We start from the raw sequence: 22,035 nt of genomic DNA on the forward strand, positions 1-22,035 counted from the left end.
TGTAAAAAAACGTGTCATTGATGGAGGTAATATCCTGTAGCGGCGCGTTTTATCGCGCCGTTACGGCAGGTGCAGTCAACGGTTTTATAACTGATTAAATGCCTTTTCGATCATCTCAAGCAGCAGCGCATTATTAACGGTTTGAATCACATGCACCAAGGCGCCGGGCTGCGGTGGCACGCCAATATCCAGCCGCAGCGGCGTGCGATAACGCCAGCTTTTGCCGCGCGTGGCGCCAGGCCGCAGCTCAATATCCACATGATAATCCACGCCGTCGGCGACACGCTGATTCAGCAGCCACGCCACCACCAGCGCGTCGTGTATCCAGCAACCTGGCAGATGACGGGTGCGGATCGAATAATCGATCCACGGCCGCAACGTCTCGCGCACAAACTGCGGCAACGGATGATCGTTAGCGGTCAGCCGCGTGAGATCCTGCTGCGTCATCAGAGTTTGCGTGGTGGCGTCCATCGGTACCAGCGTGATGGCAGCACCGCTGTGCAGCACCTGATGCGCGGCTTCCGGATCGAGGCCAAAATTGGTGTCTTTGATGTAATCATCCAGCGCGAACACGCCGCCCATAATCACAATCTCTGCCACCGATTCAGCCATCTCTGGATAACGCTGCAGTGCCAGCGCCACGTTGGTCAACGGGCCGATGGCTACCAGCGTAAACTCGCCGGGATTGTCACAAATCAGTTGGCCCATTACGCCAGCCGCATCATGTCCATCCGCCGGAATACGCTGCGGTTGACGAACGCCGCGCCACAGTTCACCGAGCTTTTCATCAGCAACGTGGTCAAGACGCGCACGCCACGGCGCAGGATCTTCACGCAGCGCCTGCAGCGCGCCCTGCACCACCGGAATGTTGCGTCCCAGCCGCTGCAGCAGATCTTTCGCGACCTGCGCACCCACCGCGCTCGGCGTGTTGCCGGTCACAGTGGTAATCAGTTCCAGCGACAGTGACTTTGAGGCCAATGCTAACGCCAGCGCGAGGCCGTCGTCGGTGTTGGCGCCCGCTATACCGTTTCCCGGATCACAATCAATAATCAATCTTTTCATAGTGTTATAATTTTATTCTTGTTGAGTAAGCTGGCAGCCACAGGACTCACCGATTTCTAAATGGTGAGGAAATTCCGCCAGCTTCGCGTCGCCATCCCAATTTTTGAGCATAGCAATCGCACTGCGCGCCATATCGCGCAGCGGCTGACGTACGGTGGTGAGCGTCGGCACATGAAACGCCGACTGATCGGTACCGTTAAAACACACCAGCGCGACATCCTGCGGCACGCGCAGTCCATGCTCCGACAGCGCACGAATGCAGCCAATCGCCTGGCCTTCATTACTGGTAAACAGCGCGCGCGGCACACGACCGCTGGCCACCATGCGCTGCGCGGCGTCGTAACCGCCCTGCCGCGTGTAGCTGGCAGGGAAAATCATTGCCTCATCTGCCAGCAACCCTTTCTGCGCCAGCGCATCGCGCCAGCCGTGAATACGGTCCTGCGCGTTAAGCATGTCCAGTGGACCGCTGATCATGCCCACCTGCTGATAACCGTGGCTGAGCAGATGCGCGGTCACCTGGCACGCCGCTTCGCGCTCATTGACGCGCAGCATGCCAACGCCTGGACGCGGCTCAATGCGATCCAGCATCACCAGCGGCGTACCGCTGGCCTGAATCACATCGATGTAGGGATGGCGATCGACGCTGTTGTAAAACAGGCCATCAACCTGACGATTTAACAGGCCCTGAATAATCTCCAGCTCGCGTTTGCGATCGTCGCCGGCATCCCCCAACAGCATGACGTGGCCGTGATTCATCGACTCCTGCAACAGCATGTGCGCCATCGAGGCAACAAAGGGATTGCCGATGTTTGGCACCACTAAACCAAAGGTTTTAGTGCTGCCCGAAGCCAGCGCGCGCGCTACCGCGTTGGGGCGATAGCCGGTCTGTTTGATCGCCTCCAGCACGCGCTGACGCGTGGCTTCTGCCACCGGACGCGGGCCGTTATTGATCACGTAACTGACCACCGCCACCGAGGTGCCGGCGATTTTTGCCACGTCCGTGCGCGTTACGTTTCCGGTTGGAGATTTCGCCATTCCTTTGCCCCTGCGTAAATGCCATTGGCCGGAATATCCGGCCAATGGGGGTTGTGATTTACGCGATCCTGCTGGTCAGATGGCATCTTCCGGCAGATTGAGATCGCGTCCGCGCGTTTCCGGCGCCACGAAAGTGGTGAGAAAACCGATGCTGGCCATCGCCGTGAAGTAAACCGCGATCGGCCACCAGTGTCCGGTAAACGACAGCAGCGCCGCCGCCACTAATGGTGCGGTGCCTCCTGAAAGGATAGACCCCAGCTCTTTCGCTACCGCCATCTTGGTATAACGACGCTTCACGCCAAACATCTCGACGCCCCACGCTGCCTGCACGCCGAAAATACCCAGCGATGCCAGCGCCATGCCGACCACAATCACCGCGATGACAATCGTCGGGTCGCGGCTGTCCATCAGGCTAAAGGCGGGCCAGGCGTAGAACATCAGCAATAAGCAGAAGCAACGATAGGTTATACGGCGACCGAAGCGATCCGACAGCCAACCGGCAAACGGAATAATCACGAAGCCAAGTAACGAGGCGATGAACACCGCGGTGGTGGGCACCGACTTATCGATCATTAGCACTTTGGCGACGTAACCGACGATAAAGCCCTGCGCCAGATAAGAAGGGCCGTTTTCGCCGATGCGTAAACCCACCATGGTCCAGAAGGCGCGGGTGCGACGCCAGAAACTGCGCGTATCCACTTCTGCTTTCGCCTGCGCCAGCGTGGCGTTTCGTTCGGCCTGCAATTCCGCCTGCTGGCGTTCAAACACTGGCGTTTCTCGTAGATGACGACGAATCCACAACGCCACCACCGCAATCAACACGCTGCTGAGGAACGGAATACGCCAGCCCCACGCCAGTAAGCTCTCTTTGTCCATCTGGATCACCGCCAGCCAAACCAGCGAGGCGATCAGCGTACCGCTGTTTGAGCCCAGCGCAATCACCGACGAGACCAAACCGCGACGCTCAACCGGCGCGTATTCGCCCAGCATCACTGTGCCGCCGGACAACTCTGCGCCCGCCCCCAAACCCTGGGTAAAGCGCAGCAGCACCAGACACGCCGGTGCCCAAACGCCAATGCTGGCATAGGAGGGAATCAAACCGATTAATGTTGTGGAGGCGCCCATCAGAATGATGGTCGAGATCATCACCGTTTTGCGGCCTTTACGATCGCCGATCCAGCCGAAAAGCAAGGCACCAATCGGGCGGGCAATAAAGCCAACCGACCAGGTGGCAAAACTCGAGAGCAAGGCGATAGTCGGCGTGGCTTCGGGGAAGAAGACATCACCAAAGATAATGCCGGCAGCGAGGCCATACAGCGCAAAATCTGCATATTCCATCGCGGTGCCGAGCCAGCACGAGAAGGTGGCGCGCCAGAAATCTTTGCGGCCGGATGATGTTTCAAGCCGCGCGTCGGCAGCTGAGGAGGATGTCAGTGAGCTTTGTTGCGAAACCGTCATAACCCAATCCCTGAATGAGGTAAAAACAGCAAACGCCCTTCCGTGGGTCAGTTCCCTTGCAACAAGCGGAACTCCCCGGTGGCGACGTTCAGTAGGCAAACCTGGATGAAAAATCAGTAATGAATTCCCTGGTGTTGGAATCCGCTTCTTCGCCTGTTCCCGCCGATGTAATTTTCATCGATCGCATTAGTAAGGCAAATGTAACTGGGTCATCTCAAGGCCAACTTCGTCTCTGGCACCGTGAGTTATCACTATGAGCATAGTCTATCTACGCGCGTAGATAAATCAAGCAAAAATAGTGATATTTATTAGATAAACTTCACTATAACTCATGAGCACAAGATAAAAGAGGCGTTAATTCATGACATTACATCTAATGCGCGTATGCAAGAAATGTCTGATTACAACGTAATTAACGATTATTGCTTACCATTTAACGGCGCAGACTGAATCTTCATCGCGCTGTTTTTCGCACAGTTCAGTTAAGGTTTAATGACACACCCGCAATATTCTTAAATGCCGTCACCGGTGCGCGACTGACTCAGCATCTGCATTACACTGGAGAAAGATCACTCAGGAGCGCTATGACCATTATTCTTATGCGACACGGTAAACCCAATCATCCGGTCACGGGGCGCTTCACGGCTCGGGCGCTGGCCGACTGGTGTGAAGGTTACGATCAGGCTGATATTTGCGACTCCCCGCCGCCGCGCAGTCAGACCATTGCGCGCCTGGCGAGTGTGATCGCCACCAGCCCGCTGCCGCGCGCCCGTTCGTCATTAACGCGTCTCGGTTTACAGCCGCACGCGGTGGATGAGGTTTTTAGCGAAGTGGCGATACCGACGTTGCCGTTTGAGCGTTTACATCTGCCGCTCAACGTCTGGCTGGCGCTATTACGCTTGTTGTGGCTGTGCGGCTATGCCGGCCATGTCGAATCGATGCAGCATGCGCGTGAACGTGCCCGTCTGGCGGCGGATAAACTGGTGGTGCTGTCGCAGCAAGGCACGGTGTTATTGGTTGGGCACGGCATCATGAATAAGCTGATTGCACGCGAGTTACGCAAGCGCGGCTGGCAGGCCGAAAAACATGCCAGCAGCCGCCACTGGAGCAGTGCGATTTATCATCGCCCGTTTATTTAAGGTTTGAGTTGAAAGTAACTCAGCACTTCACAACCGGTACCGGCCTGCGGCGTGGCAATCACTTTCATCTGCTGCAGATCAATCAGGCTGAGCGAACCGTCGCCCTCATTAGCAATCAGCAAGCTGTGATTATCCTCACTGAAGCAGCCATCCATCGGCTTGTTGCCAACATGAATATCGCCGAGCGGATTGAGCAGCTCGTCAAACAGCGTCACCACCGGCTCCTGATCGCCAATCGCCACCAGCCGCTCGCCGTTGGCACTGAAGCGCACCACCTGACACGGTTGCTGGTGGCCCGGCAACGTCAGGCGCTGGCGGATACGATGGCTTTGCCGATCCACCACATACAGCAGCGGCGCATCGGCGGCGCTCGCCACCAGATAAGGATGTTTCGGCGAGGCGGCGATGCCGGAAATCGGGCCGGGCATCAGAATATTGTCAATAATCCGCCCTTCCGCCTCACACAGATCCACCACGGTAATGCTGGCGTCCTCTTCATTCTCGGTAAACAACTTGCGACCGCTGGGCGACAAAGTGAGTCGGTGCGCATTGTGCGAAGGCAGCTGAATGGTTTTCTCCACGCGATCGCTAACGGGATCAATCACCGCCACCACCGCGCTGTTTTCACAGCAGAGATAAACTTTACCGTCTCGTCCCAGCTGGCCGCTGTGCGGTGCTTTTAACGGCGACAGATCGATAAAACCACTGATCTGCCGCAGGCGCAGATCGATGATCGCCACTTTGTGGCCGGGATGCGGATTGTCGCCGTGAATGCCGTCGCCGTAGATCGGCACGTAAGCTTTCTCCAGCTGCGGCAGCATCAGAAGCTCGTGTGGACGCGGCGGAAAGGCATTTAACTCTTGTTCAACGGCAAAGGTTTCGGGATTGAGAAACAGCACGCGATTGCCCTGCTTATCGACCGCCAGTAATCCACGGTTGTGTCGCTGCATAGTGTCTCCTTTTGTTCGTCACCTCCTTTAAGCGTAGCCAACCCGCAATCAGGAGGGGATTTTCCCGGCAGACCAGCGAAAAATGTAGCGAGGTTAACACGTGATCTCACACGCAATTTTTAATCCGCCCCGCGACTTACGCCACGCTATTGTTATTTTATTAGGAATAGTCTTAATGAGATAAAATAGAATAATCAACAATCCACGCGGTTATTTATCGTTAATTTAAAGCTTAACGGATCCTTGATTTTCCGGTTTATCTGAAAGGATCAAAAAGTGATAGCCGCGCCGCACAGAATGTTTTATTAAGCATAGGAGAGTACTTTTTTACACACAGCCTAAAGGACAATCAAGAGCGCTCAGCGCCGCGATCAGGGACGCCTTGCCACCATAATCACAATAATCAGGTGCATCATGAATAAAAAACGCCTTCAGCCAGCGTTAACCCTCTGGCATAACTGGAAAAGACTCGCTTTTACCAGCCAGACTTTCCTGCAGAAAAAACAGTATAATGCGCTCTGTGCGCCGGAATACGATCCCAGCCAGGAGGACAATATCGTGTTACTTTCTGGCGAAAAAGATCTGCCAGAGATTCCAAAGAAAGTCTGGATGTATTGGGATAATGAATATTTACCGAAATCAATGGCGTTAAATATTAAAAAGATTCGTCAGGATAATCCCGATCATGAAATTCATTTATTAAATCGTTTAACGATAAAAGAAGTTTTACCGGATTTTATCTTTACCTCGACCCAATTAACCGCCCAACAACGCAGCGAAGTGATTCGTCTGGAATTACTGTTGCGTTATGGCGGCATTGCCATTGATTGCAGCACTTTATTATTTGAAGATCTCTCCTGGGTACATCGCGCGCATCAGGAACGTCGCATGGATGTGATTGGTTATTATCACGAAAACGCCACCGTCAACTATCTCGCGCCGGTGATTGAGAGCTGGTTCCTGGCGGCAACCGCCAATAATCCCTTTATCCGCGAGTGGCAAAAACATTACGCACCGATCAAACATCTCGGCGAACAGAATTACTTCAGTGAATTGACCAAGCGCGATGATTATTCCCTGCTGACGCAGAAAATTGCGCAGCCGCAGCAGCAATTAGGTTCTCTGGCGCAGCAGATCGCCATGCGTGAACATCGCCGGGTGAATCTCTATCTGCGTAAATGCGAGGCGAACGCTTATTACTATCAGCGTTTAAGCGGCTGGAAAAGCGAGGCGTTTGCCCACGCGGTGCTGTTTCACCAGCGTCCACTCACGCCGCCACCGGTGATTAAACTCAGCGGCAATGAGCAGTTGCATCTCGACTTCAACCTGCGGCTCGGCAACTACAACCGCGGCAGTTTGTTGGGTCAGATGATGCAAACGCCTGCGCCGATCGCGCTGGCATCACCCATCAACAAAGCGCGCGCGTAACCAGTGAATTAAGGTGGTTACCGCCCGTGGTACCTGTGCGGCATACGGGCGCACCACCCACAACCGGTCGGCGAACGCATCCACCGCTTGCCACTGCGGCAGCACCTGCTGCAGCGTGCCGCTGGCGAGTGCCGCGCTGGCACTGAAATCCGGCAGCATCGCAATGCCCAAACCCTGCAATGCGGCATCGCGGATCGACTCGCTGTTGTTGGTGGCAAAGTTGCCCTGAATCTTCACCTGCACGGTTTCGCTGCCGCCGTCCGCTAATCGAAAGCGCCACTGCGGCGACTCGAGTCCGCGCGGATAATAAAGACAATTATGCTGCTGCAACGCCTGCGGTGAATCCGGCAGGCCGTTTTGCGCCAGATATGCCGGCGACGCCACCAGCAGCGCGCGGGTTTCACACAGCGGCAGCGCAACATGGGTTTCCGGCAGGCTATCACTGTGGCGAATCGCCAGATCAAAGCCTTCACTGCCGAGCGACACCAGACGATCGGTGACATCCAGCTGCAAGCGCACCTGCGGATAGTCGCGCAGGAAATCGCCAATGATCGGCACCAGTTGCTGACGCGCAAACGCCACCGGCGCTGTGACGCGCACCATGCCACGCACTGGACCGGCTTCATCGCGCACGCTGAAAAAGCTCTGCGCGATACGCGCGAAGGGATCGCGCAGCTCATCCACCAGCTTTTCACCGGCGGAAGTCAGCCGCACGCTGCGAGTGGTGCGCTGCACCAACGCCACGCCCGCCATCTTTTCCAGCTCTTTAATCTTCTGACTCATCGCCGCTTTGCTGACGTCTAATCGTTCCGCCGCGCGCGTAAAACTGCCGAGCTCAGCCAGCACGGTTAACCAGTGCAAATGGACCCAAAGGCTATCGGTTTTAATTTCTTTCATATCGATTGTTCAAAATAATAAATAATCAATTCAACCAGCGCGCTTTTTCTTTCCGGCAGCAAGCGGCAGCATAGCGCCACATCCTACTCTTTTCATGTGAGCAAAAACGAGGTTTTATTTATGCCGTTACTGACATTCGACGTTATTCAGGGCCGTTCAGAATCAGAAATCCGCACATTGCTGGATGCCGCACACCGTGCGGTCTTAACCGCCTTCAAAGTCCCGGCGCGCGATCGTTATCAGATTGTTCACGAAAACAAAGGTTATCAGATGGTCTTTCAGGATACCGGCTTAGGCTTTGCGCGAACCGACAATCTGGTCATGGTGCGCGTATATACCAGCCCGAGAAGTGAAGAACAGAAGTGCCTGTTTATGGCAGAGTTAGCACGCGAGCTGCTGGAAAATTGTGGCGTACAGGGCACGGATTTGATGATTAGTTTTATCACCAACAGTAAAGGCGACTGGAGCTTTGCCGACGGCGAAGCGCAATACCTCACTGGAAAACTCTGATTCCCTTCTCTGCCCTCACTGGCAGCAGCCCGTCCGTTGCTGCCAGGCTAAACCACAGTCAGCCTGAACCCGCCTTAAACGAATCGGAATGCATCGCACAAATCTGGTTGGATGTGTTGCAGCCATGTGACACCCAATATAGATTGTCGCAAAATCCCCGCAGAGGGTCGTTGGCGCAAGGATTGCGTATTCATTCAAAATGAGGATCTGACGTTGTCCGAATTGGTTTCGGTTGTACTCTTTTTGGCTGCGATTGCAGTCTACTCCTTCAAAGCCGGGCGAAATAAATTTTGGTTTAGTCTGATCCTGCTGCTGCTCACGCTGTTTATCGTGCTTAACGTCACGCTGGTCGCCAGCAACTATTTTACCGGCGATGGCATTAATGACGCGGTGCTGTATACCCTGACCAACAGCCTGACCGGCGCGGGCGTGAGCAAATATGTGGTGCCAGCCATCGGACTGATCATCGCGCTGTTCTCGCTATTTTGCCTGCTTTCATGGTTATTGCGCCGCCGTAAGCGGCCGCATCACCTCGGCTGGAGTTTGCTGGCGATTGCCTGTGCTGCGGGTTCGGTACAAACCACGCCTGCGTTCCGCCAGGTGAAAGAGCTGATCGCCTCACATTCGCGCCTCGCCGATTCGGACTTCGAAACCTATTACAAAACGCCTAATAAGGTGATCACCGAGCCAAAGCTCAACCTGGTCTACATTTATGGCGAAAGTCTTGAACGCACCTACTTCGATCAGCAGGCATTTCCCGGTCTGGCCCCGGAACTCAGCCGCGAAAAAGATAACAGCATCGATTTCAGCCAAACCGAACAATTGCCTGGCACTGATTACACCATCGCGGGCATGGTGGCTTCACAGTGCGGCATCCCGCTGTTTGCGCCTTTTGATGGCAACGCCTCGGCCTCGCTCTCCAGCTTCTATCCGCAGAATATTTGTCTGGGCGACATCCTGAAAAACTCTGGCTATGAGAACTGGTTTATTCAGGGCGCCGATTTACGCTTCGCCGGTAAAGATACTTTTCTGCTGTCACATGGCTTTGATGCGGCCAATATGTATGGCTCGCAGGAGCTGAAAAGTCGCGTCGCCGATCCCGGCTATCGTAATAACTGGGGCTACTACGATGACACGGTGATGGACGAGGTGTTTGAGAAATACGAAGAGCTGTCGCGCGCGCAAAAACGCTTCGCATTGTTCACCCTTACCGTCGACACCCATCACCCGGATGGTTTTATCTCGCGCAGCTGCCAGCGCAAAAGCTACAGCTATGATGGCAAACCAAACCAATCCTTTAGCGCGGTCGCCTGCTCGCAGGAGCATGTGGCGCGTCTGATTGAACGCATCAAAGCGTCACCGTGGTTTAAAAACACCATCATCGTGGTGACCTCCGATCATCTGGCGATGAATAACACCGCGCATCAATACCTGATCAAGCAGCCGCGCCGTGACCTGTTTATGGTGATTCGTGGCGATCAGCCACAGGCGGAAGTGCTCGACGCCAAACGCAGCACGCTGGATAACGGCGCCACGGTGCTGGATATTCTCGGCGGGGATAACGCGATTGGACTTGGTCGCAGCGGCCTCTCTTCCACCTCGCTGTCAACCGAGTTTGAAGACATGGCGAAGCGCGTCACGGCGTGGAAAGCGGATATCATTCAACTGTGGAATTTCCCCAGTAAGATGGACAGCTTTACCGTCGATCAACAAAAAAACACCTTCACCTTCTCCGGCGCAACCTTCAAATTGCCGATTCTGTTCCGCGTCTCCGATAAGCATGTTGAACCGCTGCCCGAAGGCGAATACGCGGAGCCACTGCGTTATCAGCTGGCTAAATTTGCTGCCGACGACAAATTCGTTTGGGTCGATCGCTGCTTTAAAATGGCGCGCCTGTGGCAGCCAGATTTAGCTCTGTCGAACGATTTGTGTGTTTCGATGGGACAGATGGGCGCCAAACCGAGCGTTACCCGCATTGATAAACCGCAGTGGAAAGCGAAAGTCAGCTTCCCCAAAGCCGAAGTGAGTGCGGCAACCTTTCAGCTCAACGAGCAGCAGATTCGGATTGAAGACAATGCGATTCGCTACAACGCGGACAGCTTCCTGTTGTCAGTGCCCGGCGCGCCAACCAGCGTCAAAAGTTTTAGAGGGATATCTCGCCCGGAAGAGTGGGGACGCTGGTCAAATGCCAATCTGGCGCCGGAAGTGAATATTGAGTACACCGATCCGCTGCCAGAACGCTTTGATGTGGTGATCACCGCGCGGGCGTTCGGTCCGAATGCGCACCGTCCGATTCCGGTGCGCGTTGGCGATGAAGAGCAGCAACTGAATTTGGGTGAAGATTTCTCCACCACCACGCTGCATTTTACCAATCCAACCGGCAGCCGCAATTTGATCATTGCGCCGCCGGAGCCGCAGGAGTCAAATGTCGGCAATATTATCGGCCAGGATCCCCGCAAACTGGGGATCGGCATGGTGGATATAAAAATAATTCCGCAAAACTAACGTAGGGTGCGCAGCGCCTCCAGCTTTTCGCGTTGCGTCCCCTCCGCCGTAAAGTTCTCTGCCGCCAGCCAGCGTTCGAAGCCCTGTTTCACCTGCGGCCAATCGCTATCAATAATCGAGAACCAGCAGGTATCCCGGCTGCGGCCTTTATAGACAATCGCCTGACGGAAAGTCCCTTCGAACTGAAACCCTAAACGCTGTGCCGCGTTTCGTGATGGCTGGTTGCAGCTGTCGCACTTCCACTCATAGCGCCGGTAGCCCAGTTGCTCAAAGGCGTAGCGCATCAGCAGATAGTGCGCTTCAGTGGCCATGCGCGTTTGTTTGAGCAACGGCGAGAAGGCGACGTGGCCGATCTCCACCGATCCGTTTGTCGCATCGATGCGCATTAACGCCAGGCTACCGACCGCGCGGTTGCTAACGGGATCGATCACCGCGAAATGCATCGGATCACGTCCGTTTTCCAGCTGACGCGCATAGGCAATATAGGCCGCTTCATCGGCAAAAGGTTCGGCGAACATATAGGTCCAGTCACGGCCATCTTCAGCCAGCGCATAGGCAGCATAGAGTTCGCGGCCATGATGCTCGGCATTCAGCGGTTCAAGGCGGCAATAGTCACCGGTGAAGGTTTCATAGCTCGGCCAGGCGCGGGGTTGCCAATCTGGCAGCGGAAATCCTACCGGTTGTCCGTAATCATTCGTGTGTTGCGACATAGCTTAATTCCTTTATCAATCAGGGCCAGAATCGCAGAGTGCCACTTTGCTGGTGTGTTAAAAAGCGCCACAATGGTTGAAATTGATGGATCCACGGAACCGCGTAAATGAGTGATATTGCACTGCACCGATTATTGTTGGCCCCACTAGAGACCAACGGCGAGCTGACGCTGCAACAGCAGCTGTTCCAGCGTATCAAGCAGGCGATTCTGACCGGCAAACTCGCTGCCGGTACGCGTTTGCCCGCAACACGCCAGCTGGCGCTGGATCTCGCGGTTTCACGCAATACGGTGATCGCCGTCTGGGCGCAACTGCAGGCTGAAGGATTTTTGCTGAGCGATCGCCAGGGCAGTCGCATCAGCAATATGGCGCAGCTACCGCAGGAAACTCAGCCGCCCGCCAGCAGCGAAATTGCCTTGTCACCGCGCATCGCTCAGTTGCGATCCAGCCATCGCACATTGAGTCAGGAGATGGCGCTGCGGCCCGGCGTTCCTTCGTTAGTACATTTCCCGCTAGCTCAGTGGCGACGGGCGCTGAACCGCGTGATGCTGTATCAGCCGCAGCAACTGCTGGGCTATGGCGATCCGCTCGGCGAACGCACGCTACGCGCCGCGCTGGCGCAGCATCTGGCATTAGCGCGCGGCGTGCGCTGTACGCCCGAACAAATCGTGATTACCGAAGGCGCGCAGCAGGCATTAACGCTGTGCGTGGCGCTGCTCAGCAGCCCTGGCGACATCGGTTGGGTGGAGGAGCCGGGATATCGCGGGGCGAAAGCGGCGATGCGGCTGGGAGATATGCGTATTGAACCGATAGCGGTCGATGCACAAGGTCTGGCGCCGCAGCCGCAGGACTGGCAGCAGCGTCCGCCGCGCCTGATTTACACCACGCCAACGCACCAATATCCCACCGGCGCAATCATGAGCGCACCGCGTCGTCTGGCGCTGCTGGCGGCCGCGCGGCAACAGCAAACGTGGATTATCGAAGATGATTACGACAGCGATTTTCGTTACAGCGGCGAGCCAATCGCCGCCATGCAAGGCATGACGCAGCCAACGCCGGTGATCTACGTCGGCTCGTTCAGCAAAACGCTGTTTCCGGCGCTACGCCTCGGGTTTATGGTGTTGCCGCCGCAGTTGGTCGCGCCGCTGCGCCCTGCGCTGCATGAACTGCTGCGCGGCGGGAATCGTCCTGAGCAGCAGGCGCTGGCGCTGTTTTTACGCAGCGGTGATTTTAGCCGTCATTTGAGCAAAATGCGCCGTCTGTACCGCCAACGGCAGGCGACGTTGCGACAGGCATTGCAGCAAACGTTTGGCGCACAGGTTCCGTTGCTGGGCGGCGAATGCGGCATGCATCTGGTGTTATCACTGGCAGCGGATCAAAACGATATGGCATTGGTGGATCGGCTGATCCAGAGTGGCTACGCGCCGGGCGCGCTGTCGGGATTTTATCTCGGTGAGCAGAAGCAACAAGGGCTGGTGCTGGGTTACGGTAACACCAGCACCAGCCAGATTACGGCGGGCGTCGCGCAGTTAGCGCGTCTGCTGCGCAGGAATTAACCGCGGAAGAAGATTTCGCCTGATTTGCCCATCACGATCTTACCGGTGTCATCGGTGATCAGGATGTAGTTGGCATTGATGTACGCCCAGTGCGTGCCTGGCTGCGGCGCTGGCAGATGGCGTGGCTTCCACTCAACAATGGTGTACTGTTTTTTACGGTACTCATCTGGCACCACATCGCCCACTTTGTACTCTTTGTAGTCGATGATGATGGTGTTCAGATCGTAGTTGTTTGGCGCAGCCGCATTACCGCTTTGCGGAGGACGTATCGGCGCGACATCGCCGCTGGATTCAGCCGGTTCATTGCTGACAGGCGCATCGGGGGCCGGCGCCTGAGCGGGTGCATCAGCGGCGGGTGCCTGGGTTTGCGCGTCGGGTGCGGTTTGCTGCACCTGTGGCGGCATGGGTACGGCGTCTGTTTGCTCGCCTTCCGCCAGCGCGGCCGGAGCAAGGCTTAAAGCGCCCAGAAAAATACCTGCAGAAAGAAGATTGACGTGTGTCCTGCGCATGGGTGATTTCCACTCTGGTTAATTATTAACTGTCCATTTAACTGACACGTTAAGCACGCAGAAGGTTCCCCCGGCGCGCTTAGCGCGTCAAATTTCGCTGCTCAGCATACCTCAGCTCAGGCGCTTTTTGGCGCAGTAAAATTGCAAGCAACCATGTTAGTTTTTGTCGTGCGCTTTATTTGCCAGATCCCTCAATAACGCGATGCCCAGATAGTTACTCCAGTTAAACGCGTTCTGCAGCACCACAATCGCATTGCCGTTCTGTTTATCAAAGCCAATAAAGCTGGAGTAACCGCCGATATAGCCAACCTGATAGGTAATCTGCTGATCGCCGTAGGTATCCGTAACCCAGGCGATATTTTGTGACTGATTGCCGTGCTGTTCGTAGCCGTGATTGACCTGCGCAAACGCCGCATTGAGCGAAGCACCCGCGCCGTCATGCAGGTGCGCATCAAGATAGCGAATCAAATCGCGCGCGTTGCTGTAGAGGCTGGCGGCCGCCACCATATTGTTGTTAAACGCCCAGTCCGGCGTGATTTGCCCGCGAGGAATTAGCTTAGGCTGATCGCCGGCATGGCCGAGCGCACGCCACGGATAGCCGCGCAGGCTCTGCGGCTTGAAGCTGCTGCTGGTCATGCCCAGCGGCAGGAACAGATTACGCTGCGCCAGCGTTTCGATGTCCTGATGGAAGCGATATTTAAGGATGTAGCCCAGCAGCGCATAGCCGAGATTGGAATAGCGCGCGCCAGGATGCGCGGGCGCGTCAAAGTCGACCAGATAATCCAGCACGGCATCGCTGTCGAGGTTGCCATAAAAGTTCTCGCCGCTACGCAGATAGCCCATAAATTTCATGAACATCGGCAAATCCATATCCTGACGCGGCAAGCCCGAGGTGTGCGTCACCAGCTGCAACAGCGTGATGCGTTTGGCATCGGCGCTCAGCGGCACGTTGGGCGGCAAAAGCGTCGCTAAGGTGTCGTTCCAGTGCAGTTCACCGCGATCCACCAGCTCAATAATCACCTCCGCGGTGATGCCTTTACTCAGCGAGCCGAGCGCAAATAAAGTGTCTGGCGTAATGGGATAACGGTGCAGCGCATCGGTGACACCAAAACTGTAAAATTCAGGCTGGCTGCGTTGATGGATAATGGCGATGCTGATGCCAGAAACCTGCTTTTGCTGCATGTAATGGCGCACGATGTCATCGACGTTTTCATTAAAAGTCGCGTGTGAAAGATAGACTTTATCGCTGACGGGCGCGGAGGTTTGCGACAAGGTGCCGCAGGCGCTGAGCAATACGCTCATGCCCAGCACAATGATGCATATTGTTAAACGATGGCACAGCACCCGTTTATTCCTGGCGAAGGTAATCATGGCAATGGATTGAGCGAATTTTTATGTTTTATAAAGGGTGCGACGGGTGTTGGTGGCGAAATATAGCACAGAAGAAAGTCAGCGCCACCTGCCAAAAACAGGTGGCGGCGGGGATTATTGATTAACAGGAATAACCGATCCTTTATAGTGCTGGTTAATAAATTCAGCAGTTTGCTTTGACTCCAGATCTTTCGCTAGTTCCAGAATACGCGGATCGTGCGCCAGTTTCGGCGTGGTGACAAGCACGTTGGCATACGGATTATCTTTCGCCTGTTCCAGCGCCAGCGCATCCTTCGACGGCACTAAACCGGCCTGCAACGCGTAGTTGCCATTGATGATCGCCAACTGCGCATCATCCAGCGCGCGCGGCAGCTGCGGCGCTTCCACTTCGATAATCTTCAGATGGTGCGGGTTGTCAGTAATGTCTGCGGAAGTCACCAGCGTGTTGGCGCTGCTGCTTTTCAGTTTGATCAAACCATTGGCCTGCAAAAGATAAAGTGCGCGGCTCAGATTGGTGACATTATTCGGTACCGCCACCTGCGCGCCATCAGGCAGATCTTTCAGTGATTTCACTTTGTGCGAGTAGATGCCAAGTGGCTCAATATGCACGGTGGCGACCACAGAAAATTTCTCGCCCAGCGCTTTTTCCTGATCGCGCAGATAAGGCACATGCTGGAAGTAGTTGGCATCCACGTCACCGCGCGCCAGCAGTTCGTTGGCGTTGAGGTTGCCGTTGAGTTCAATCACTTTGAGATCGAGTTTCTTGTCGCTCTGTTTGATGTGGTTGAGGATTTCGCTGTGCGGTACGGCATCGGCCGCCACGCGCAGCGCGGCCGCCGAGGCGTAAGTGCTGAACACCGAAACCATCGCCAACGCGGCTATCACCTTTTTATTCATCTGCTTCCCTTAGTTTCTTATGATTTAACGCTATTGAGAGTGTCAGCGTAATAACGCTGCGCCACGTCGCGATGCGATCGCAAACGTCCTTTGAGATAGTTCCAGCCCACTTCACGCAGCAGCGGATTGCTGGGATCGCTGGTCGGTCCGCGCGCTTCTGCCGCCAGCTGCGGCGGTAATTGGTACAACGGCACTTCGGCGTCAAGCTGCGCGCCGAGGAAGAAAGCGATGGAGATGCGCTGCTGTTTTGCCGGCGGCGACACTACACGATGCACGGTGGCGCGCAGATAACCGTTGGTGGCGATCTCCAGCAGTTCGCCGATGTTCACCACAAAAGCACCCGGTTTCGGCAGCGCATCAATCCACTGATCTGGCGTGACTTCAACCTGCAATCCGGGTTGATCGTCCTGCAACAGAAAGGTCAGAAAGCCGGAATCCTTATGCGCGCCGACACCTTGCTGGCTGGCAGCGGCATCCTGACCCGGATAGCGAATCAGCTTCACATGTTCGTTGGGGTGCGTGCCGTACAGCGCATCGAAAGCGTCCGGCGGCAGCGACAGGGATTTGGCGAAGGCGCGCAGTAAACGCAGCGCCACGTCAGTCATCGCCTGCTGCCACGCGTGGATCACCGGACGCAGCTGCGGTAGCGCCTGCGGCCACAAATTGGGTCCTTGCAGCTGCTTCCACGCCGGATCGTCTGGTTGCAACGTCAGGGCGGCCCGTTCTGCACCGATATCAAACTGCTCACGCTGATCGCGCTGCTCACGGGTGTATTCCACGCCCGCGCGGTTGTAGCCACGAAAATGCGGTGAATGGATCATCGAAACGCGCTGCTTCTCTTCATCTGGCAAGGCAAAGAACGCGCGCGTGATGCTTTGCACGTTCTGCAGCAGCTGCGGATTGATGCCATGATTCACCAGATAGAAGAAGCCGACGTCTCGCGCGGTTTCGCGCAGCTCGGCGAGGTATTGCGCCTGTTCCGCATCCGGCAGTTCCAGCAGGGCTAAATCCAGTACCGGCAATGTGCTGGCCATACTTTTGCATCCTTCGTGCAGAAAAATTCTGCCTTTACGCTGCCATCTGCTGACAAATGCAGCCAATACTGTTGCGCGATAAGTTATGGAGAATCATTTTTAGGAGAGGTTCAGCAATCGATATGCAAAAAGCGATAAATCGCGCCCGCTTCCCGCTATAATCGCCGCCAATTAACTTTGGGCATGGCCCATCAATGAACAGCAGGAGACGCCGTATGAACCAGGGTCCGTTAACCGAAAAAGAGCTCAACTGGCTTGAAGATATGCTGGAGAAATACGGCAACGAACACTCGGTGGTGGATACCGCTGAGCTGGACGGCATGCTGACGGCGTTGCTCTCAGGCCCGAACGACATCGAACCGAGCGAATGGCTGGTGGCGATGTGGGGCGGCAAAAAGCACATTCCAAAGTGGTCGAATGAGCGTGAGATGGATCGCTTTATGACGCTGACCTTCCAGCATCTGAACGACATCGCCGAGCGCCTGGCCGAATTCCCGGAGCAGTTCGATCCGCTGTTTGGCACCCAAGAGATGGAAGGCCAGGAATTCACCGTGGTGGAAGATTGGTGCTATGGCTATTTGCGCGGCGTGGCGCTGGATGCGGATTGGTCGCTGCTGCCAGAATCACTGCAACCGATGATGGAGGCGATTGCCTTGCACGGCAGCGAAGATCATCTGGCGAAGCGCGAAGCCTTCACGCCGGAAGAGTTTGAAGCCAGCATCGAGGCGATTCGCCCCGCGGCGCTGGAGCTGCATGAATACTGGCAGGAACAGCGCATGGCGCAGCCCGATCCTGAACCTCAACTGCCACACTTTGCCGGCGAGAAAACCGGCCGTAACGATCCTTGCCCGTGCGGCAGCGGTAAAAAATATAAGCAGTGCTGCGGTAAATAATATGTGCACCTTCCGTAGCGGCGCAATTTATTGCGCGTCCCTGGCCTTTAAATCGCGCCGCTACCGATATGTGCGGTTTTTATCAGGGAGCCGGTTTCACCTCGGTCACCCAGGTTGGCAACTGCCATGCGCCGCCCGCACGAATCGCGCGGCACATGCCGGTGGTGGCATCGCTACTCTGCTCAAACGCTTTGCCATCCCACACCCACGCCGCTGTACTCCAGCAATCGCCGATGCCGCGCCCTTTCTGCGCTTCTGAGATCACACCTTCACTGTAATCAGAGCCGGAATCCGTCACCAGCTGCGGCGTGCCCTGCAATGCTTTATCGATCAGCCAATAGCCATAACCTTCGTTATACGCTCCGCGCCAGCACAGCGCGGCGATCAGCACATGCGCATCATCAACCGGCGTTAAGGTCAGCGGCTCCGCGCCCTCTTCCGGCTGATCGTCGGACGGAGCCAGATTGTCGCAGCTGTCGTCGTCGGTGAGTGAGGCAATCAGCTTTGGCTTCAACAGCGCCAGCTCATCGGCCGTCAACGGACGCGCATCGGCCTTAGTCACTTTTACCTGCTGAATCACCGGCATCGCCATCGCTGCCGGTACGCTGCTTTCCGGCTTGTTGCCTTTGCGCACCAACGCGCCCGGCGTACTAAGACGACCTTGCGCATCATCCATCTTCAGCAGCACAGCAAATGCGCCATTGCTGGAGAGATCGAAAGGCTCATCACCACCGCGAAACTCCACTTTGCCGCTGCCTTTAATGCCGTTAATTAGCGCCTGGGTTTGTTCATCCGTCAGCGTCCATTCGTCGTTATCGGCTTTCGCCACGTCGCCCAGCGCACGATCATCAATCCACAACGCTAAGTTGTTCACCACTTTAGAATCATCATCGCCGGTATCGGCCAGCACCACGCGACCATGCGTCACCGCATTCGCTCCGCCCGCGCGTACCAGCAACACCGAGCCGCCCGCGCCCTCTTCGGCGCTGTAACCGGCAGCACGACAGGTCAGCGTGTTATCGCAAGCCAGTTCCCAGTCTTTGTGGCTAAAGGAGACGCCGTCTTGATCTGCCAACAGTGGCGCACTCAGGCTGGCAAGTAGCGACATCGCCAGCAGCAATCGGGTAATCATGCCATCTCTCCATAATGGTAAAGGTGGCTAGTGTGATGATTTTTGTGACGCGGGAGAAGTGAATTTTTTGCGGCGATGCTGATTTAAAGCGCCGCCACAATCTGCTGCCGCAACCACTGCTGGGCCGGATCGCGGTGCAGACGTTCATGCCACAGCAGCAAAATATCAAAGCCCGGCACTTCCAGCGGTAGATCGATAACCGCGAGGTGCGAAGCGTGACGCACCAACCGCTCGGGCAGCACCGCCACTAAATCACTGCTCGCCAGCGTTTCCTGCATAAACAAGAAGTGCGGCACCGACAGCACCACGCGGCGTGAACGCCCGAGCTTCGCCAGCGCATTATCGGTGGCGGCGCTAAAGCCACCGCCATCGGGCGATACCATGACAAATTCCAGCTGACAGAATTGATCCAGCGTCGGCAGACGTTGCAACTGCGGGTGATCGCACCGTCCCGCCAGCACATAGCGCTCGCTGAACAGTTTGCGTTGATGCAGCGTCGGCGGCGCGTTATCGCCCGTATGAAACACCACATCCAGCTCGCCTTTTTCCAACTGCTGCGCCACCAGCGGCGGATTCAGCGCCAATATCGCCATACGACTTTGCGGCGCAGCAGCGCGGATCAGGTTGAGCGCAGGCAGCACCAACGCTGACGAGGTGTAATCGGTGGCGGCGATGCGCCAGGTGTCATCGGCATTGGCCGGATTAAAGGCATCGGGCGGCGCGACCGCACGCTCAACCGCTTCCAGCGCCAGACGCAGCGGCTCACGCAGAGCTGCTGCGCGCGCCGTTGGCAGCATGCCACGCGGCCCCGGTAACAATAGCGGATCGTCAAAATGCCTACGCAATCGCGCCAACTGAGCGCTGACGGAAGGCTGCGAGAGATGCAAACGCTGCGCCGCGCGCGTGACGTTGAGTTCGCTTAACAGCACGTTGAGCGTCTGCAGCAGATTCAAATCCAGCGAGTCGATATTCACTATGGCTATACCTGAGATATCAGCAATTGATTTCCACTATAGCCAGCGCCGACTTAATCTGCAGTGGTTTTCATCTCACAGGATTAAGCCCATGAATGTACTGATTGTGTATGCCCATCCGGAACCGCGTTCGCTGAGCGGTTCACTCAAAGACTTTGCCGTGCAGCATTTGCAGCATGCAGGACATCAGGTGCAGGTCTCTGATCTCTATGCGATGCAGTGGAAAGCGCCGCTCGACGCTGCCGACACGCGCGCCCCGTTAGTGGGCGACCACTTCGATGCTACGGTGGATTCCCGCTTCGCCTACGATCATCAGTTGCAGGCCGCCGATATCGCCGCGGAGCAGGAAAAATTGCGCTGGGCCGATACGGTGATTTTTCAATTTCCACTGTGGTGGTTTTCGATGCCCGCCATCATGAAAGGCTGGTTTGACCGCGTTTACGCCAACGGTTTTGCTTACGGCGTGGGCGAGCACAACGAACAGCATTGGGGCGATCGTTACGGCGAAGGCAATCTTAGCGGCAAACGTGCAATGCTGGTGGTGACGACCGGCGGATGGGAATCGCATTACAGCCCGCGCGGCATTAACGGCCCGATCAACGATCTGCTGTTTCCGATTCAGCACGGCATGCTGTTTTATCCCGGCTTTAGCGTGCTGCCGCCGCTGGTTTTCTATCGTGTACAAAAGTCAGCAGCAGAACGATTTGCTGGCTGGTGCGATGCGCTGGCTACAAGGCTGGATACGTTGGCGGAAACCGCGCCCATTGCCTACCGTCAGCAGAACGGCGGCGACTATGAGATTCCTGCGCTGACCTTAAAGGCGGAGTTTGTCCCGGAAGAGAGTGGCTTTGGCGTGCATGTGAAGCGGTGAAAGGTGGCAGACTCGGCGCTGAGCCTGCTGTTACTCGTACAGCCAGCGCCCCGCTTTTGCTGATTCAATCAACATTCCCAGCGTGAAATCGGGTACCACCGGCACTTCACGCTTATTGAATGGATTGAGAATCTGCGCCAGCGAGGGCTCATCGGGATAGTAGGTTTCAATGACGAATCCGCCGCGATCGACGCTGAACTCGCCGAAGAACTCATCCATCAGCGCAGCGGCTTCTTCACGCTCGAAGTTAAGATCGCTATCAATATCAATCTGCGGCGTCAGCGTCTTTTGCTTAAACAGGTAAACGCCGTCGTAACGCCGCACCAGCTCGTAGATACGCTGCTCAATTTCAACTGTCATCGCTTCTGCACCTCCACTGATTTCACCGGAGCGCCATTCTGCCATGCAATCCCAACAGTTGGATGAAAAAAATCTCTGCAGGAGAATTTTGAGACAAAGAGCCAGTTTTCCCAGCCGGGATGCCTGGTTTATTGCGTTAATGCATCCTGCGCTTCTTTCAACTCATCTCGCGCGTCAGCCAGTTTACGCTGCTGCTTCTCAATTTTATCGCCGCGGCCTTTGGCCTGCGCTTCCCTTAGATCTTGTTCGCGCTCCTGCACTTTCAATTGCTTCTCGGCCACTTTCTGCTGGCGCGCTGTAAGCAAGCCGCTGTCGGTGCAATTTGCCTTGGTTTCGCGTAACGCCTTTTCCAGACCGGCGATGCGCGCAGCATTGCCATGCTCACGCGCCATCGCCAGCTCTTGCTGGATATCCTGCTTTTTAGCGGCGCAGCCGGTGGCTGGGTTGGCAGCCTGAACAGACGTCACGGTCAAAGCAGAGAAAAGAATCGAAAGGGAAATCAGGGTGTTTTTCATGGTGAACTCTTGGTTTACATTGATGGGCGCTATTATACGAAGAGTTCTTAACAAGATCTTAAGTACCACACATCAGCACTAACTTTGCATAGAATCAGTATGGCTTTGCCGTGATAACGACGGGAATGGTATAAATGGAATTATTGTATTTATAAGCAGGGAGATTATTAAAAGAAAAAACCTTACCTTTCACATTCAAATAAATCACTCCATTTTCAATCTTACTTAG

Annotated in this window: 21 protein-coding genes; 7 read left to right on the plus strand and 14 right to left on the minus strand. The window is 55.6% G+C overall.

Going from position 1 to position 22,035, the window contains the following annotated elements; all coding sequences use genetic code 11:
* Nucleotides 1-84: 84 nt before the first annotated feature.
* From Q3H59_RS17260 to Q3H59_RS17270, 3 genes are all read right to left on the minus strand, one after another.
* Complete coding sequence (locus Q3H59_RS17260; protein ID WP_309836015.1) at nucleotides 85-1,062, minus strand: nucleoside hydrolase; 978 nt, start codon at nucleotides 1,060-1,062, stop codon at nucleotides 85-87.
* A gap of 12 nt (nucleotides 1,063-1,074) precedes the next feature.
* Complete coding sequence (locus tag Q3H59_RS17265) at nucleotides 1,075-2,097, minus strand: LacI family DNA-binding transcriptional regulator (RefSeq protein ID WP_101762194.1); 1,023 nt, start codon at nucleotides 2,095-2,097, stop codon at nucleotides 1,075-1,077.
* A gap of 75 nt (nucleotides 2,098-2,172) precedes the next feature.
* Complete coding sequence (locus Q3H59_RS17270; RefSeq protein WP_101762195.1) at nucleotides 2,173-3,555, minus strand: MFS transporter; 1,383 nt, start codon at nucleotides 3,553-3,555, stop codon at nucleotides 2,173-2,175.
* A 584-nt stretch (nucleotides 3,556-4,139) separates the two neighbouring features.
* Here Q3H59_RS17270 and Q3H59_RS17275 point away from each other — a divergent pair.
* Nucleotides 4,140-4,694, plus strand: a complete 555-nt coding sequence (locus Q3H59_RS17275) for a histidine phosphatase family protein (RefSeq protein ID WP_309836018.1) — start codon at nucleotides 4,140-4,142, stop codon at nucleotides 4,692-4,694.
* Here Q3H59_RS17275 and Q3H59_RS17280 read toward each other — a convergent pair.
* The gene (locus Q3H59_RS17280) at nucleotides 4,691-5,644 is read right to left on the minus strand and encodes a YncE family protein (protein WP_210080906.1); all 954 of its coding nucleotides are present in this window, start codon (nucleotides 5,642-5,644) and stop codon (nucleotides 4,691-4,693) included. The two genes, Q3H59_RS17275 and Q3H59_RS17280, sit on opposite strands and share 4 nt — an antisense overlap.
* A gap of 414 nt (nucleotides 5,645-6,058) precedes the next feature.
* On the opposite strand from Q3H59_RS17280, the gene Q3H59_RS17285 reads away from it, so the two are divergent.
* Nucleotides 6,059-7,072, plus strand: coding sequence for a capsular polysaccharide synthesis protein (locus tag Q3H59_RS17285; RefSeq protein ID WP_309836020.1), 1,014 nt, complete (start codon nucleotides 6,059-6,061; stop codon nucleotides 7,070-7,072).
* Here the strand turns inward: Q3H59_RS17285 and Q3H59_RS17290 are convergent.
* Nucleotides 7,046-7,969: a LysR family transcriptional regulator gene (locus Q3H59_RS17290; RefSeq protein ID WP_101762199.1), complete on the minus strand. Its 924-nt coding sequence runs from the start codon at nucleotides 7,967-7,969 to the stop codon at nucleotides 7,046-7,048. The two genes, Q3H59_RS17285 and Q3H59_RS17290, sit on opposite strands and share 27 nt — an antisense overlap.
* 120 nt (nucleotides 7,970-8,089) lie before the next feature.
* On the opposite strand from Q3H59_RS17290, the gene Q3H59_RS17295 reads away from it, so the two are divergent.
* On the plus strand, nucleotides 8,090-8,479 hold the full coding sequence (locus Q3H59_RS17295) for a tautomerase family protein (protein WP_101762200.1): 390 nt from the start codon (nucleotides 8,090-8,092) through the stop codon (nucleotides 8,477-8,479).
* 213 nt (nucleotides 8,480-8,692) lie between these two features.
* Entirely contained in the window at nucleotides 8,693-10,984 is a 2,292-nt protein-coding gene (gene opgB, locus Q3H59_RS17300) for a phosphatidylglycerol--membrane-oligosaccharide glycerophosphotransferase (protein WP_309836023.1), read from the plus strand.
* Here opgB and Q3H59_RS17305 read toward each other — a convergent pair.
* Nucleotides 10,981-11,694 (minus strand): GNAT family protein, encoded by a 714-nt coding sequence (locus Q3H59_RS17305; protein WP_309836024.1) that lies wholly within the window; start codon nucleotides 11,692-11,694, stop codon nucleotides 10,981-10,983. The two genes, opgB and Q3H59_RS17305, sit on opposite strands and share 4 nt — an antisense overlap.
* Nucleotides 11,695-11,801: 107 nt before the next feature.
* Between Q3H59_RS17305 and Q3H59_RS17310 the strand changes: the two genes are divergently transcribed.
* Nucleotides 11,802-13,250: a PLP-dependent aminotransferase family protein gene (locus Q3H59_RS17310; RefSeq protein ID WP_309836026.1), complete on the plus strand. Its 1,449-nt coding sequence runs from the start codon at nucleotides 11,802-11,804 to the stop codon at nucleotides 13,248-13,250.
* Here Q3H59_RS17310 and Q3H59_RS17315 read toward each other — a convergent pair.
* The 4 genes from Q3H59_RS17315 to Q3H59_RS17330 all read right to left on the minus strand — a co-directional run bounded on the left by Q3H59_RS17315 (nucleotide 13,247) and on the right by Q3H59_RS17330 (nucleotide 17,061).
* Nucleotides 13,247-13,759, minus strand: coding sequence for an RcnB family protein (locus Q3H59_RS17315; RefSeq protein ID WP_309836028.1), 513 nt, complete (start codon nucleotides 13,757-13,759; stop codon nucleotides 13,247-13,249). The genes Q3H59_RS17310 and Q3H59_RS17315 overlap by 4 nt on opposite strands.
* A gap of 156 nt (nucleotides 13,760-13,915) precedes the next feature.
* A complete protein-coding gene (locus Q3H59_RS17320) occupies nucleotides 13,916-15,061 on the minus strand; it encodes a serine hydrolase domain-containing protein (RefSeq protein WP_309836030.1) in 1,146 nt (381 codons plus the stop codon).
* A 183-nt stretch (nucleotides 15,062-15,244) separates the two neighbouring features.
* Nucleotides 15,245-16,027, minus strand: coding sequence for a MetQ/NlpA family ABC transporter substrate-binding protein (locus tag Q3H59_RS17325; RefSeq protein WP_101762205.1), 783 nt, complete (start codon nucleotides 16,025-16,027; stop codon nucleotides 15,245-15,247).
* A gap of 17 nt (nucleotides 16,028-16,044) precedes the next feature.
* Complete coding sequence (locus tag Q3H59_RS17330; RefSeq protein ID WP_277976787.1) at nucleotides 16,045-17,061, minus strand: isopenicillin N synthase family oxygenase; 1,017 nt, start codon at nucleotides 17,059-17,061, stop codon at nucleotides 16,045-16,047.
* A 215-nt stretch (nucleotides 17,062-17,276) separates the two neighbouring features.
* On the opposite strand from Q3H59_RS17330, the gene Q3H59_RS17335 reads away from it, so the two are divergent.
* The gene (locus Q3H59_RS17335) at nucleotides 17,277-17,954 is read left to right on the plus strand and encodes a YecA family protein (protein WP_176970789.1); all 678 of its coding nucleotides are present in this window, start codon (nucleotides 17,277-17,279) and stop codon (nucleotides 17,952-17,954) included.
* An 82-nt stretch (nucleotides 17,955-18,036) separates the two neighbouring features.
* Here the strand turns inward: Q3H59_RS17335 and Q3H59_RS17340 are convergent, their stop codons facing one another.
* A complete protein-coding gene (locus tag Q3H59_RS17340) occupies nucleotides 18,037-19,086 on the minus strand; it encodes a DUF1176 domain-containing protein (RefSeq protein WP_309836034.1) in 1,050 nt (349 codons plus the stop codon).
* A gap of 83 nt (nucleotides 19,087-19,169) precedes the next feature.
* Nucleotides 19,170-20,063, minus strand: coding sequence for a LysR family transcriptional regulator (locus tag Q3H59_RS17345; RefSeq protein WP_280172865.1), 894 nt, complete (start codon nucleotides 20,061-20,063; stop codon nucleotides 19,170-19,172).
* Nucleotides 20,064-20,151: 88 nt separating this feature from the next.
* Between Q3H59_RS17345 and Q3H59_RS17350 the strand changes: the two genes are divergently transcribed.
* Nucleotides 20,152-20,931: an NAD(P)H-dependent oxidoreductase gene (locus Q3H59_RS17350; protein WP_277974487.1), complete on the plus strand. Its 780-nt coding sequence runs from the start codon at nucleotides 20,152-20,154 to the stop codon at nucleotides 20,929-20,931.
* 30 nt (nucleotides 20,932-20,961) lie between these two features.
* On the opposite strand, the gene Q3H59_RS17355 is transcribed toward Q3H59_RS17350, so the two are convergent.
* The gene (locus tag Q3H59_RS17355) at nucleotides 20,962-21,291 is read right to left on the minus strand and encodes a DUF1493 family protein (RefSeq protein ID WP_008107769.1); all 330 of its coding nucleotides are present in this window, start codon (nucleotides 21,289-21,291) and stop codon (nucleotides 20,962-20,964) included.
* A gap of 128 nt (nucleotides 21,292-21,419) precedes the next feature.
* On the minus strand, nucleotides 21,420-21,806 hold the full coding sequence (locus Q3H59_RS17360) for a DUF1090 domain-containing protein (RefSeq protein WP_192412458.1): 387 nt from the start codon (nucleotides 21,804-21,806) through the stop codon (nucleotides 21,420-21,422).
* Between the last annotated feature and the right edge of the window lie 229 nt (nucleotides 21,807-22,035).

It is taken from the genome of Pantoea sp. SORGH_AS_0659, assembly GCF_031453915.1.
Lineage (GTDB): Bacteria > Pseudomonadota > Gammaproteobacteria > Enterobacterales > Enterobacteriaceae > Pantoea > Pantoea leporis.